Origin of the sequence: Mucilaginibacter sp. McL0603, from assembly GCF_049992945.1 — a bacterium.
Taxonomy (GTDB): domain Bacteria; phylum Bacteroidota; class Bacteroidia; order Sphingobacteriales; family Sphingobacteriaceae; genus Mucilaginibacter.
Genome location: NZ_CP188251.1, coordinates 3,550,533 through 3,564,083, shown reverse-complemented (window position 1 = coordinate 3,564,083; position 13,551 = coordinate 3,550,533). Strand labels below are relative to the sequence as shown.

The 13,551-nt window shown below is 38.2% G+C and carries 12 protein-coding genes; 6 read left to right on the top strand and 6 right to left on the bottom strand.

From position 1 onward, the window contains the following. The first annotated feature begins 34 nt into the window (after nt 1-34). Nucleotides 35-934: a lysophospholipid acyltransferase family protein gene (locus ACPPVU_RS16355; RefSeq protein ID WP_426667596.1), complete on the top strand. Its 900-nt coding sequence runs from the start codon at nt 35-37 to the stop codon at nt 932-934. Nucleotides 935-1,035: 101 nt separating this feature from the next. Then, on the top strand, nt 1,036-2,067 hold the full coding sequence (locus tag ACPPVU_RS16350; RefSeq protein WP_426667595.1) for a glycosyltransferase family 2 protein: 1,032 nt from the start codon (nt 1,036-1,038) through the stop codon (nt 2,065-2,067). Nucleotides 2,068-2,073: 6 nt separating this feature from the next. On the opposite strand, the gene ACPPVU_RS16345 is transcribed toward ACPPVU_RS16350, so the two are convergent. Both ACPPVU_RS16345 and aroQ read right to left on the bottom strand, forming a co-directional pair. Further along, nucleotides 2,074-4,479, bottom strand: coding sequence for a mechanosensitive ion channel family protein (locus tag ACPPVU_RS16345; protein ID WP_426667594.1), 2,406 nt, complete (start codon nt 4,477-4,479; stop codon nt 2,074-2,076). A gap of 59 nt (nt 4,480-4,538) precedes the next feature. After that, on the bottom strand, nt 4,539-4,958 hold the full coding sequence (gene aroQ / locus ACPPVU_RS16340; protein ID WP_426667593.1) for a type II 3-dehydroquinate dehydratase: 420 nt from the start codon (nt 4,956-4,958) through the stop codon (nt 4,539-4,541). Between the two features lie 40 nt (nt 4,959-4,998). Between aroQ and xerD the strand changes: the two genes are divergently transcribed. Next, complete coding sequence (gene xerD / locus ACPPVU_RS16335) at nt 4,999-5,898, top strand: site-specific tyrosine recombinase XerD (protein ID WP_426667592.1); 900 nt, start codon at nt 4,999-5,001, stop codon at nt 5,896-5,898. 10 nt (nt 5,899-5,908) lie between these two features. Here xerD and prmC read toward each other — a convergent pair whose 3' ends face one another. Continuing rightward, on the bottom strand, nt 5,909-6,778 hold the full coding sequence (prmC, locus tag ACPPVU_RS16330) for a peptide chain release factor N(5)-glutamine methyltransferase (protein ID WP_426667591.1): 870 nt from the start codon (nt 6,776-6,778) through the stop codon (nt 5,909-5,911). A gap of 33 nt (nt 6,779-6,811) precedes the next feature. Here prmC and ribD point away from each other — a divergent pair, with 33 nt between their 5' ends. Together ribD and ACPPVU_RS16320 are read left to right on the top strand one after the other, a co-directional pair. Then, nucleotides 6,812-7,867 (top strand): bifunctional diaminohydroxyphosphoribosylaminopyrimidine deaminase/5-amino-6-(5-phosphoribosylamino)uracil reductase RibD, encoded by a 1,056-nt coding sequence (ribD, locus tag ACPPVU_RS16325; protein ID WP_426667590.1) that lies wholly within the window; start codon nt 6,812-6,814, stop codon nt 7,865-7,867. After that, complete coding sequence (locus ACPPVU_RS16320) at nt 7,867-8,505, top strand: EamA family transporter (protein ID WP_426667589.1); 639 nt, start codon at nt 7,867-7,869, stop codon at nt 8,503-8,505. Before ribD ends, ACPPVU_RS16320 begins: the two co-directional genes overlap by 1 nt. Nucleotides 8,506-8,540: 35 nt before the next feature. Here ACPPVU_RS16320 and ACPPVU_RS16315 read toward each other — a convergent pair whose 3' ends face one another. From ACPPVU_RS16315 to ACPPVU_RS16305, 3 genes are all read right to left on the bottom strand, one after another. Beyond that, nucleotides 8,541-8,693 (bottom strand): hypothetical protein, encoded by a 153-nt coding sequence (locus ACPPVU_RS16315; RefSeq protein WP_426667588.1) that lies wholly within the window; start codon nt 8,691-8,693, stop codon nt 8,541-8,543. Between the two features lie 88 nt (nt 8,694-8,781). Further along, a complete protein-coding gene (locus tag ACPPVU_RS16310; RefSeq protein WP_426667587.1) occupies nt 8,782-9,726 on the bottom strand; it encodes an MlaD family protein in 945 nt (314 codons plus the stop codon). 129 nt (nt 9,727-9,855) lie between these two features. Next, nucleotides 9,856-10,761 carry an N-acetylmuramoyl-L-alanine amidase family protein gene (locus ACPPVU_RS16305; RefSeq protein ID WP_426667586.1) on the bottom strand — a complete coding sequence of 302 codons (906 nt, stop codon included), beginning with the start codon at nt 10,759-10,761 and terminating at the stop codon, nt 9,856-9,858. Between the two features lie 52 nt (nt 10,762-10,813). Here ACPPVU_RS16305 and ACPPVU_RS16300 point away from each other — a divergent pair, with 52 nt between their 5' ends. After that, entirely contained in the window at nt 10,814-13,549 is a 2,736-nt protein-coding gene (locus ACPPVU_RS16300; RefSeq protein WP_426667585.1) for a putative LPS assembly protein LptD, read from the top strand. The last annotated feature ends 2 nt before the right edge of the window (nt 13,550-13,551 follow it).

Here is a 13,551-nt window from a genome sequence, read left to right as displayed (position 1 = left end):
ATTCTATGTTTGTGTTCAAAATTCGGATAAAATAATGATAAAAAAAGGGCTTTCGTATATAGGTATATTCTTTTTGTACCTACTATCACTATTGCCTTTCTGGTTTTTGTATCTCATATCCGATTTTCTTTTTGTTATAATTTACTATATCGTCGGTTATCGCCGTAAAGTAGTACAACAAAATTTGCAAAATTCTTTCCCTGAAAAAACTATACAGGAGCGTAAGGATATTGAGCAGAAATTTTATCATCACTTTTGTGACTTGGTAGTCGAAACAGTCAAAACTATCAGCATTAGTGCCGCGCAGTTGGCCAAACGTGTAAAGCAGACAAACCCAGACGTCGTTAAAAAACTGTTAGACAGCGACCGGAAATTAGTAGGTGTTGCCGGGCATTACTGTAATTGGGAATTACTGGCTCAGAGTATCACCTCCATTACGGATAAGAAATTCATGATCATTTATAAACCGTTGTCCAATAAGATATTCGACCAATTCTTTATAAAAACCAGATCGCGCTTTAGGGGCATCCCTGTAGCAATGAAACTGGTGCTGCGAAAAATGGTTGAATTAAAGAATGAGCCTTTTATTACGGTGCTTTTGGGTGATCAAACCCCGGTCAGGCATGAATCGACCTATTTTACCACATTTTTGAATCAACCTACCCCTGTATTTTTAGGCCTGGAAAAGATGGCAAAATCGTTTGATAGCCTGGTGTATTTTTGTGATATGAGGAAGGTAAAACGTGGTTACTATACCTATACTGTAGTTCCGCTGATTGAAGATGCAAAAGAATCTGCACCTTATGAGATCACCAAAGCCCATGTGAAATATTTGGAAAAAGTGATTCGGGAAGAGCCTCAATACTGGTTATGGTCGCATCGGAGGTGGAAGTTTAAGCCAGAAGATATAGAGAATGCTGTGGTAGATGATTGATAGTCCATGATCATAGTTCATGGTAAAAGATTAAGTTTATCTGAGCAAAAAAATGTAGAATTGCAGCGGCTATTAACCCCGGCCTTATTGATAAATATTGAATGACAAATACGCCTAAAGTTGCCGTAGTAATTTTAAACTGGAACGGTATAAAATATCTTCGCGAATTTCTACCCTCTGTAATGGCATCGACATGGCCGAACCTGGATATCATTGTGGGGGATAATGGCTCTACTGATGGTTCGGTTGACTTTCTAAAGCAGAATTTTCCGACAGTCCAAATTATTCAGAACGATCAAAACTACGGCTTTACGGGTGGTTATAATAAAGTACTGGAAAAGGTTAACTCCGATTATTTTATTCTTCTTAATTCGGATGTTGAAGTACCTGCGGGCTGGATAGAACCGGTTATTGAATTAATGGAAGGCGATAAGATGATTGCAGCGGCAGCACCAAAGATCAGGTCATTTGCCGAAAAGGATCATTTTGAACATGCTGGGGCTGCTGGTGGTTTTATTGACGTTTTTGGTTATCCTTTTTGCCGTGGACGCATGTTTTATGAAATAGAATTAGATAAAGGCCAGTATCAGCAATCTGATGAGGTGTTTTGGGCAACCGGAGCCGCTATGTTTGTAAGAAGCGAATACTGGGTTGCAGCCGGTGGCTTCGATGATCGTTTTTTCGCACACATGGAGGAAATAGACCTTTGCTGGCGCTTAAAAAACATGGGGTACAAGGTAATGTATTGTGCACAATCCGAAGTTTATCATGTCGGCGGTGGTACACTGAACACTGAAAATCCTTTTAAGACTTTTTTAAATTTCAGGAATAATTTATTGCTGCTCAAAAATAATCTTTCATTCTGGCGGGCAACCCTGATCATTTCAATACGTTTTTGGATGGACTTGCTCGCGATTGTACGTTTTTTAAATGAAGGGAAACGTAAAGATGCCTGGGCGGTAAGCCGTGCGCATCAAAACTTTATCGGTCATATATTTAAAGGTGGCGGACCCAAAACTAAAAGGAGCAATCTTCCTGATCTTAAAGGGATGTACCGACGAAGCATCGTATGGGATTTCTTTATGAAGAAAAAAAGAACCTTTGATGCTCTTAACCCAAAAGATTTTTATTGATAAATTTTACGCTGACGGCATCTTAATCCCAGTTTTATTAAATATCTCATAGATGTCTGCTAAAATGCGGCTTCTTAATTCAGGCGCATTGGATATATCTGCCGCCCAGAATGAAGTTCTGAATTCTACTGCCTTATCGGTAATATTGCTTACAAAAACAGCAGGCCCCGGGCTATCCATAATATCATCTCTTTTAGATAAAAGATCAACCAAAAGCGATTTGACTTTTTCGATATCTGCTCCGTAAGCAACGATGACGGGTATTTCGACACGACGGTTGGTATTGCTTAATGTCCAGTTTACTACTTGCTGGGATATCATGTCGCCATTAGGAATGATCACCTCAGAGCCATCACTTGTTGCCAATTTGCTTGACCGTATCCCGATCTCTTTGATTGTTCCGGCATGACTGCCAACTTCAATAATATCACCGATCTGCACCGGTTTCTCAAATGCCAGTATCATCCCGGATACCAGGTTGTTAACAATATTCTGTAAGCCAAAACCTATACCTACACCAAATGCGCTAAAAATAATGGTCAGTTTATCTATCGGGAAACCCGAGGCTGCTACGGCAAGCAGGAAGCCGACTGTAAATACGCCGATCCTGATCAAAAGGGTGGACGCACGGTTTTTCTTTTTTAGTGCGGTAAGATCGGTTGCATGCTGCGCTGATATATCATAAAAGTAACTGATCATTTTCGACAATAATGTCGATATCCAGATAACGATAATAAATATAACAAAACCACCAAAAGTAAATGTTGCCCCTCCGATGCTACGCGGCTGATTTAATAAATCGACAAGGTAATCATGTATCCAATCATCGATATTCAGGTTTTGCAGCAGGAAAAACAACCAAAGTAATGCGGCAAATGCGCTTAATGTGCTTCTGAATTTCTTTTGTAGTATAGAATAATCGATCCAGCTAACAAAAGTATTTTCTGAATTTTTAGCGTGAAACTGCAGGAAAATTCCCTGTATGATAATGTGGATAATAAAGTAAAGGTTTACGAGCATCCACAAATTAAATACAGCGGTTATTCCTATTATTTTAGCTAAACTGAACCTGCCTGTTAAGTTAAATAAAAGCGATAGAACCTGCAGTGCAATAAATAAAATCAATACAAGGCGTGTATGTGGAATCTGACCTTCGGGTTCCCTTTTAACCTTTCGATAAAACAGCAAGGCTATTACTATTGAAACGATGCTTAATAGCAGAATAGCGTATTTATCAGATACAGTAATTTGTATTAACAGATTGCTTAACCCGTAAATTACAGTCAGGCAAAATAGTTGAATAAGAAAATTAAACAGGGATTTTGGAAAGCTCTTTTTTACAAGAACCAAAACAAAAATAATAGAGAGAAAAAAGAATATTTCTAAGAATGATACGGGTGGATGGCTATAAAAATAGGGTATAAGCGCAGTAACTATTAGTAATGAGGCTGACAGTGGATTTGTATAAATATAATTAGTACGATCAAGAATAATTTCAGGATGATCGTTATTCTTTAACGTTTTTTGCCTGTTATAAAATATCCATAAGGTAGTAAGTATTAGAAATAATAAACCGATCAAATGAATACCGATGCCATTTTTTATAAAATAATAAAGCTGTGTATTATTAAGATCAATCGTAGCACCTAAAGCTGAATTTAAATCATTGTATTGCGGGCTTTTTTCCCATATCATGCCAAACTCTCCATCAACTGCCCTGTTTGCAAAACGATTTATCTTTGCATCGATCTGGTCGGCTTCATCCAGTACGGTGGTATAATCAACAGATACCGTATTCTGTAATAAATTTACCGCTAACAGACTGCCCCTGTTGGCAGAATCTGTTTTATGCCATAATACCCTAAGCTTACTTAATTTTTCGAAAAAAGCACTCCTTAATGCAGGATTTTCCGGAACTGCATTTAACAAAGTATCTTTTGAACATTTTATAATATCGTGCTGATTCTGAATCAGCTTTGAGCTTACGTCATCGAGATCTGACTGCCAGTTTTCCAGATTGTTCTGTATACGATCTAAATTATCACGCAGTACAAATAAGTAACGTAAAGTGCTTGATTTTTTATTGTTTACAAGTTGTTGTATCTTAATGATCCTTCTGCCGGTACGTGGTAATTGCTGACTAACCTCTATCGTGTCTAATCCACTTGCTAAATCATTATTTGTCTGGTTGAAAGTTGAAATATATTGCTCAACGTGCTGTAAAAGACTATGGATCGAAGTGTCGGTTCTACTAAGCGTTTGTAATACCGAGTCGCGCGAGTGCTTTAATTTTCTTTCGGTTTCTCTTAAATTTTTAGGCTTTTTCTTTGTGGTTTGCGCAGAACTGTCATGTACACAAAAAGTGATCAAAACCAGGATGGTTAAAACAATTGTTTTGGCTATTTTATACATAGATAAATTCACAATGAATAGGGTAGAAGGTTATTATTAAATTGGTTATCAAATATAAATTACCCGTTTAAAAAATTCTCAACAGCTAATCGGTAGGAATCAAGTCCGAAACCTGCGATCACTCCCTTGCAACTTGCTGCAAGCAAAGATTTATGCCTGAACTCTTCACGTTTATAAACATTGGATATATGCACTTCTATTACAGGTGTTTTAATGCCGGCTATGGCATCGCCAATAGCAACCGAGGTATGCGTGTATGCGCCGGCGTTAATCACAATACCATCAGCACTGAAACCCACTTCATGCAGTTTATTAATAATTTCGCCCTCTACATTACTTTGATAATAATTTATGGTGATGTTTGCATAGCGTTTGCGCAGATCGGTCAGATAGTCTTCAAAGCTGCTGTCGCCATAGATGGATTTCTCACGAACGCCAAGCAGATTTAAATTAGGGCCATTGATAATTTGTATATTCATTAGCCCAAACTTAACTATAAAACATTAAAACAAAAATCAATTGGACTGGAGATCGGCGATAAAAGGATTTCAGGCGTATCTTAAGCTCGAAAAAGGGTTGTCGGATAACTCAATTGAAGCTTATAGTAGAGATATTGAGAAATTGCAACAATATGCTGATAGTTTGATCAATAAATTAAGCCCCGAAGCCTTTTCGCTAAATGATCTGCGTCTCTTCATTAATTGGATTAATGAATTAGGTATGATCCCTTCTTCCCAAGCCAGGATATTGTCGGGCATTAAAGCTTTTTACAAATATTTATTGGTCGAGGATATTATCAAGAATAGTCCCGCTGAATTGTTGGAATCTCCCAAGAAGCAAAGGAAACTCCCCGATACTTTAAGCATCAATGATATCAACCGTTTGATTGCAGTAATTGATCTTTCAAAACCGGATGGTGCACGTAATAAAGCTATCATCGAAGTGCTGTATAGCTGTGGCTTGCGTGTCTCCGAATTAACAGAGCTGAAACTGTCTAATCTCTATATCGAGATTGAATTTGTGAAAGTAATAGGCAAGGGAAATAAGGAGCGGTTAGTACCTATTGGTGGCGAAGCAATAAAGGCATTAAGTATCTGGGTTGATAGTGTGCGCGTACACACTACTATAAAAAAGGGGGAAGAGGATATGGTTTTTCTTAATCGGAGGGGATCACGATTAAGCAGGGTATATATTTTTATGCTGATAAAACAATTGGCTCAGATGGCCGGAATTAAGAAGTCAATCAGCCCGCACACCTTACGTCATTCATTTGCTACACATCTTGTTGAAGGCGGCGCAGACCTGCGTGCGGTGCAGGAAATGCTAGGGCACGAAAGTATTACGACAACTGAAATATACACCCATTTGGATAGGGAATATTTGAAAGAGACAATTATTTCTTATCACCCGAGGAATTAGTTTGCAGTTATTATTTTACTGCTTTCATCATTCGGTATTTTCCACTCATATCTTTTCTTAGCTCAATATTGACAAATGACCTGCTATTTAATAACCCGATCACCTCTTCACCATAGCTTTCATTGATCTCAAAGAATAAAAGGCCCCCTTTTTCAAGATGATTTGCTGCGAAATCAGCGATTGCCTTATAAAATATCAACGGATCATCTTCTGGGACAAACAAGGCAGTATGTGGCTCAAAATCATTTACATTGATATGCATTTGTTTTTTGTCTTCCAGGGTAACGTAAGGGGGGTTACTTACGATAAGTGAGTAGTGAGTGGTGAGTAGTGAGTGGTGAGTTGGGTTTAAGATATCATCCGGGATAAAATTAACTTCAACATCATTTAATTCGGCGTTTTCTTTTGCGGTATTTAAGGCTGTGTCAGAAATATCAATTGCTGAAACCTCTGCGTTCAGGTTCTTTTTAAGGCTGATGGCAATACATCCACTGCCTGTACCGATATCCAATATATTATAAGGTTTATGCCAACCTTCAACCGCCAACCGCCAACTGTCAAGTATCCACTCAACTAATTCTTCTGTTTCAGGACGGGGGATAAGTACCGAAGGATTTACTTTAAAGGGCAGCCCAAAGAATTCTGTATGCCCTAAAATATATTGAACAGGTTCGCCCGTTTTTAATCGAATTAGTATTTGATTGATGTTTGCTAACTGTTCATTAGGAATTCCTAACTCCGGAAAAGCCTTGATCTTGGCTGAAGATGTTCCTGTAATTTCAGCCAATACGATCATGCATAGCGAGTCTATTTCTTTAGTATCGTATAAAGCTGACAATTCTTTACGGAATGCGTCAGAAACGTCTTTAACAGTTTTCATCCAACAAAGAAACATAAAAGCTACTTTTGCACAATGACCCAACATGAAAAATACATGCAGCGTTGTATTGAACTTGCCAAATTAGGTGCAGGTAATGTTAGCCCTAACCCGATGGTAGGAGCAGTTGTTGTTCATGAAGGAAATATTATCGGCGAAGGATATCACCAGCAATATGGTCAGGCACATGCTGAAGTAAATGCGATAAACCAGGTTTTAACTGATTTTGATAATGCCGCAGAGCTTTTAAAAAATTCTACTATTTATGTTTCCTTAGAGCCTTGTGCGCATTATGGGAAAACACCACCATGCGCCGATCTGGTCATTAAATATCATATTCCAAAAGTAGTAGTAGGTTGCCGAGATCCCTTTGATCAGGTAAACGGAAAGGGGATTGAAAAACTACAAGATGCAGGTATAGCAGTAATAAGCGGTATCCTGGAAGAAGAATGTCAGTGGCTTAATCGTCGTTTTTTTACACGTGTACAAAAACAAAGGCCTTATATTATCCTTAAATGGGCACAAACCAATGATGGTTTTTTTGCGCCGAATGATAAAAATCAATTCTGGATAACGGGCGAAGAGTCACGAAGATTAGTACACAAATGGCGCAGCGAAGAGGACGCCATATTGATCGGAAAAAATACTGTAGCTATTGATAACCCTCAACTTAATGTACGTTACTGGTCTGGTAAATCTCCTAAGCGCGTTGTAATAGACCGTAAATTAGAATTAAGTAACCAATTGCACATTTATGATCAATCAGTTGAGACGTTGATATTTAACGAGGTAAAAATGGATTTTGACGGAAAGATCAAGTACATTCAACTTGAAGATTTTGAGCGTTTTGTGCCGCAATACATTTTGTACCAGCTTTATCTTCAAGATATACAATCGGTTATTATTGAAGGCGGTGCGCATACCTTAAATACTTTTATTGAAGCTAACTTATGGGACGAAGCCCGGATATTCACCGGGAAAGCTGAATTAGGGCAAGGAGTAAAAGCTCCCTATATTAGCGGAATTACCACTGATGAACTTTTATCAGGACATGACCGTTTAAAACTTTTATACAATAAGCCTAACAATTAATGTTTTATATAATTTTAAGTATTTGTTGCAGTGTTACTGTGTCTGTATTGCTCAAATTGGCCAAGCGGTATCAGATTGACGTTTACCAGGCTATTACCTGGAATTACTCTGCCGCAATATTTCTGACCTGGTTCTTTTTCAGGCCTCAGTTAGGCAGTTTGCCAAATGCCCCCATTCTTACTTATTTACCTTTGGGTATATTATTTCCGCTATTATTTATAGTGATAGCCACATCAGTAAGAGTATCCGGCATTGTGCGAACGGATGTAGCCCAACGCTTGTCTTTATTTATACCTGTAATGGCTGCTTTTTTGATCTTTGGCGAAAAACCAAACGTGATTAAAATAGCTGGTATTGCTATTGGCTTGATTGCAATAATTTGCCTGGTACCCTGGAGACAAAAAGGAGCTGTAAGAAGGCGATCCAGTAATTCGTGGTTCTATCTTTTGGTAATATTATTGGGGATGGGGTTTATTGACATATTGTTAAAAAACGTTTCAAAGATTACCGGTATCTCATTTGGTACGTCATTGTTTATTATTTTTATTCTGGCTTTTATAGTTTCGATCATCGGATTGATCTATCTCATAATTGCCCGCAAAACCCGTTTTTCATGGCCCCATATTTTGATAGGCTAGGTATTAGGCGCTGCCAACTTTGGTAATATACTTTTCTATATAAAAGGCTTAAAGGCTTTGGCCAATAGCCCTTCTATCGTTTTTTCGTCGATGGATATTGGTGTAATTGTTTTAGGCAGCTTTGTAGGCGTTTTTATATTCAAGGAAAAACTGAACAGGCTCAATTTGGTAGGGATTATATTAGCCATTCTGGCTATTATGATCATCTATTATCCTGAAATCTTTAAATATACCGGAGTTTCAATTTTTTGATAATCTTCTAAAGTACCTGCCTGATCAATCTTTCTTACCACCAAATACAGAAAAGTGCACATAACGTTTAGGATGAGCCTTCAGGTCGATTAATAGTTTATTCATATTATCTGATGCATCAGTAAGGTTTTTATATAGCTTATCATCATTCATCAGCAGCCCAAGCGACCCATGCCCGTTGTTTATTTTACTGATTGAAGCTTGCAGGTCAGCTACTGCTTTATTCGCATTGTCCATTGTTTGTTTGATGTTTGAATGTGAAAGGTCATTGCTAAAGGTTTCGAAATTAGTTGCTATAGCATCTAAGTGAGAAGTGCTTGTCTTCAGGTTTCCTGAAACATCTTCGGCATTTGCCATAATCCCATTGATACGAACAGTTTGTGAACCGACGAGGTTGTCGATCTTTTTAGTAGTTCCTTCAAGCGTTTGCAGAGAGTTTGCAATACTCAAGAAACTCCGATCAATATTTTTTTGAAATTGCGGGTTCAGTATTTTATTTATTGCTGCCAGGGATGAGTCCATTTTAGTAATCAAATCTTCTGCTTTCTTTTGTATAGGTTGCAAACTCTCGGCTAAACTACCCTGTACATCTGCTTTTAATGTATCATCGCTCTCAGCATAAACTTTACTGTTTCCCATCTCAAACACAATAACTTTTGAGCCTAAAAGATCAGCGCTCTCTAATTTTGCAAGTGTGTTATTTGGGACTTTATATTTTGGTTCAACCTTAAATTCAACAATGGTACGCCCATCTGGTTGTAACTCCATTTTTGATACCCGACCTATCTGGAAGCCATTGACTAATACAGGTTTTGATACAGAAAGTCCTTCCACACTATTATAAATAGCATAGAATTTATCTGAACCTGAAAAAATATCATTGCCCTTCAAATAACTATATCCTAAAATTAATATAGTGATAGCTATTACAGTTAATAAGCCAATTTTGGTTTCGTTTGATACTTTCATAGTGTAGGTTTAAGATGCGCAATTTGAGAAATGAGATGTGATTATCAGAATACAGAATAACTAAATCTAAACAGTTTTAAAATCGATCTCATATCTCAAATCTAAAATCTCACATCTGAATATAATTAATTATTTTGATACCTGCTCAACTTCGTCCTTGTAGCTTTTTATAGCCCTTACAATAGACTCAACAATTTCATCCTGTCCTTTTTCTGAATTTAAATAAGCCTCGTCATCCGGATTATTAATGTATCCCGTCTCAACTAATACGGCTGGCATGGCACTGTGGCACAATACCAAAACTCCTTGTTCTCTGATGCCTTCGCTGCGCCTGCCATCAGTATCGACAAATTCAGTATTGATAAGGTTTGCCAGGTGAATACTTTGCTTACGAAATTTAGTTTTATAATCATTGATGAGGATCATGGTTAAAGGATCGTTAGGATCTACGGCAGAGTTCATTTCTGAATCTTCCTCTATATGAGTCTGTTGTATCGCTTTTTCTTCTTCTTTAGTACGCCAGGTCCCATATACCAACAATAAAACCCCTTTACCTGAACGATCAGGTACTTCTATAGTTCGGTAAACAGGTTTATGGTGCTTATGGCCAACAACTTCCCGGATACGCCTCGGTGCTAATGAGTTGCAATGCAGAGATATAAATAAATCGCCTTTATTTTGATTTGCAATATCGGCACGATGCTGCCATGATACATCCTCTTCTGTCTTCCGGGTCATCACTACTTTTACTCCATTGAGTTCTTTTTCTATTGCAATCTGCAATTTTTTTGCGACGGCAAGCGTTACATCTCTCTCATATGAATAAGAACCCGATGCCCCTGGAGAGAAGTGGCCTTCAGCGCCCGAAGGACGCACACCATGGCCTGCATCAACAATAATGGTTTTAATTTTAAAACCACTATCAGGCACGGTATCTTTTTTTATGGAACCAATAAATTTAAAAGAAAATAGTGGTAGGGAAATAAGAAATGCCAATAAACCGTAAATCAATCTTTTCAATGCCTTATTTTTCATTATTTTTGAACGCTGTTAACAATACCTGCAAAAATACTATTCATATTCGATTTTGAAATTCGTACGCCTGTTTTTTCTGCTTGTAATTATTTTAGTGGTAAACGTAATAGCATCTGCAAAGGTTAGCAGCTTTAAAAGCTATAGGCCGGTTATTGACACCATTATTAAGCTGGATTCTGTAAAAGACAGGAAACTGCTTAAAGGTAAAAAATCTACATCAAATAAAGGAGGAAAAACTGCGGCTGGTAAAACTGATACTACTAAAAAGCAAAGCGGCGGTTTAAAATCCATAGTGACGGCACATGCTGAAGACTCAACACGTTATGATGATGTGCACCAGGTTTTATATCTCTACGGCCGCGCAAGAGTAACTTACGAGGATTTTGAACTCGATGCTGATTATATCAGGGTAGATGAAAAGAACAAGATCATATTTGCGAGCGGCCAAATCGACCCCTTGACCAAAAGATATATCGGCCGGCCAATATCCAAACAAGGGAAAGACAAACCGGTGACGTCTGACTCTCTGCGATTTCATTATGAGACAAAAAAGGGGAAAATATATAATGCCTCGTCTGACCAGGATGGGAATTTTATTACTGGCGGCCAGGCAAAAAAGCTAAATGAGACAGAAGTGGCTTACCGGAATATTATTTTCAGTACCTGCGACCTGCCTTATCCGGATACTCATTTTGGGATCGTAATTACAAAGGGTATAGGCGAAAAAAACCGTATAGTGTCAGGTCCCGCATTTCTTGAAATTGAAGGCGTACCGCTTCCGTTAGCAATCCCGTTCGGATTTTTTCCCAAACCCGATTCGCGTACATCGGGAGTAATACTTCCCACATTTGGTGAAGATCAAAAACTTGGATTTTACCTGAGAAATTTCGGTTATTACATTGCTTTAAATGACTATATCGATCTTACTAATATGGGTACTTTCTATTCAAAAGGCTCATATGAGGTAAGTACATCAGCGCGGTATTTAAGCCGGTATAAGTACTCTGGTACTGTTACATTGAGTTACAGTTCTACCAATTATGGATTACCCGGAGATCCGCCTACTAAAGATTTTCATATTGACTGGAGTCATAGCCAAAATCCAAATTCGAACCCTGGAACTACTTTTAGCGCATCAGTTAACGCAGGTACATCAGGGTTTTTTAAGAACAATCCGGCAACACAAGGCTACAATCTAAACACGCTTACCTCGAGTAGCCTGCGCTCAAGTATTGCCTATGGCAGGGTGTGGGAAGGCACGCCATTCAACCTTACAGTCAATTTGTCTCACAGCCAGGACCTGGTTAATAAAACCGTTACCCTTGAATTACCGACCTTTAACTTTAACATGTCAACCATTAGTCCTTTTGATTCAAAGGAGAGAGTAGGGACACAAAAATGGTATCAGAAGATAACAGTAGGATACAGTGTGCAGGGAACAAATAAAATTAATGCAGTGCCTGAATCAGAATTGTTCACAAGTGAAACTTTTACCAAACGCCTGCAAAATGGAATAGAGCATCAAATACCAATCGGATTTAATCAGAATATATTAAAATATTTCCAGTTTAGTGCAAACGTTAACTACCAGGAATGGTGGTATTTTCAGACTGTTAGAGAAAGTTTCGCCAGAGGTAGTGTACCTGGCAGGGATTCTTTAACTTTTGATACGGTGGGTGGATTTAAAAGGGCTGGCCAATATACCGTGGGAGCCTCTTTATCTACTAAAATATATAGTACATTAAGTTTTAAAAACAGCAGCATAAAAGCAATACGGTATGTAGCTACACCTTCGTTAAGCTTTAGTTATCATCCCGATTTTTCAAACTTAAATTACGGTTATTATCAGACGGCAGTAAGCAACGCCACTATACCATACCAGATCAGCTATCAAAAGTATTCCATTTTTCAGAATGCGGTATACGGGGGGCCGTCCGCAGGTAAAACGGCAGGGGTGGGAATAAGTATTGATAATAATATTGAGGCCAAGGTACGCCCAAAAAGTACGGATACTTCAACAACGGATAAGAAAATAAAGATATTGGAAGGCTTTAACATTTCAACTTTTTATAATTTCGCAGCCGACTCACTTAAACTTTCAGCCATTTCATTCTCTGGCCATACGTCTTTATTTAAACAAAAACTGAATATAACTATAGGGGGAAGTTTGGACCCCTATGTTACGCAAGTAAGGGATTCCATTATGAGTAACCAGATATTTAAATATAAGGTACCGACGAACCGCTATACATGGCAGGATGGAAAATTTCCAACTTTGACATCTTTTAATCTTTCGGCGAGTGCGAGTTTAAACCCTGCTTTATTTAAACCGCAGAATACTACTACACCGACGCCCGCGAACACATTACAGACCATGAACCCCGATCAGGCTGCAAAGCTTGCATTGCTTAATAGTGATCCGAGCGCCTATGTTGATTTTAATGTTCCGTGGAACGTATCGCTTAATTATAGTTTTAATTATAATAATGGTTATACATCTACCTTTGTAACCAATACAATACAATTAAGTGGTGATGTAAACGTCACCCCAAAGTGGAAAGTGCAATATACCACTAACTACGATTTAAGGGCAGGCAGGCTGAGCAGTGCAACATCATTTGGCATCTATCGTGATCTGCATTGCTGGGACCTGTCTGTGCAATGGCTGCCTTTTGGCTATTATAAATCATATAATGTTACCCTGCGTGTGAAAGCGGCTATATTGCAGGATCTTAAACTGACTAAAAGAAGCGATTACACAAGTAACCAATTTTACAGTCCGAATTAATA

Bases quoted from the DNA above. Each gene is read 5' to 3' on its own strand.
- ACPPVU_RS16355 (WP_426667596.1), top strand. From the start codon at position 35: ATGATAAAAAAAGGGCTTTCGTATATAGGTATATTCTTTTTGTACCTA.
- ACPPVU_RS16350 (WP_426667595.1), top strand. From the start codon at position 1,036: ATGACAAATACGCCTAAAGTTGCCGTAGTAATTTTAAACTGGAACGGT.
- ACPPVU_RS16345 (WP_426667594.1), bottom strand. From the start codon at position 4,479: ATGTATAAAATAGCCAAAACAATTGTTTTAACCATCCTGGTTTTGATC.
- aroQ (WP_426667593.1), bottom strand. From the start codon at position 4,958: ATGAATATACAAATTATCAATGGCCCTAATTTAAATCTGCTTGGCGTT.
- prmC (WP_426667591.1), bottom strand. From the start codon at position 6,778: ATGAAAACTGTTAAAGACGTTTCTGACGCATTCCGTAAAGAATTGTCA.
- ribD (WP_426667590.1), top strand. From the start codon at position 6,812: ATGACCCAACATGAAAAATACATGCAGCGTTGTATTGAACTTGCCAAA.
- ACPPVU_RS16320 (WP_426667589.1), top strand. From the start codon at position 7,867: ATGTTTTATATAATTTTAAGTATTTGTTGCAGTGTTACTGTGTCTGTA.
- ACPPVU_RS16315 (WP_426667588.1), bottom strand. From the start codon at position 8,693: ATGGCTAATATAATCCCTACCAAATTGAGCCTGTTCAGTTTTTCCTTG.
- ACPPVU_RS16310 (WP_426667587.1), bottom strand. From the start codon at position 9,726: ATGAAAGTATCAAACGAAACCAAAATTGGCTTATTAACTGTAATAGCT.
- ACPPVU_RS16305 (WP_426667586.1), bottom strand. From the start codon at position 10,761: ATGAAAAATAAGGCATTGAAAAGATTGATTTACGGTTTATTGGCATTT.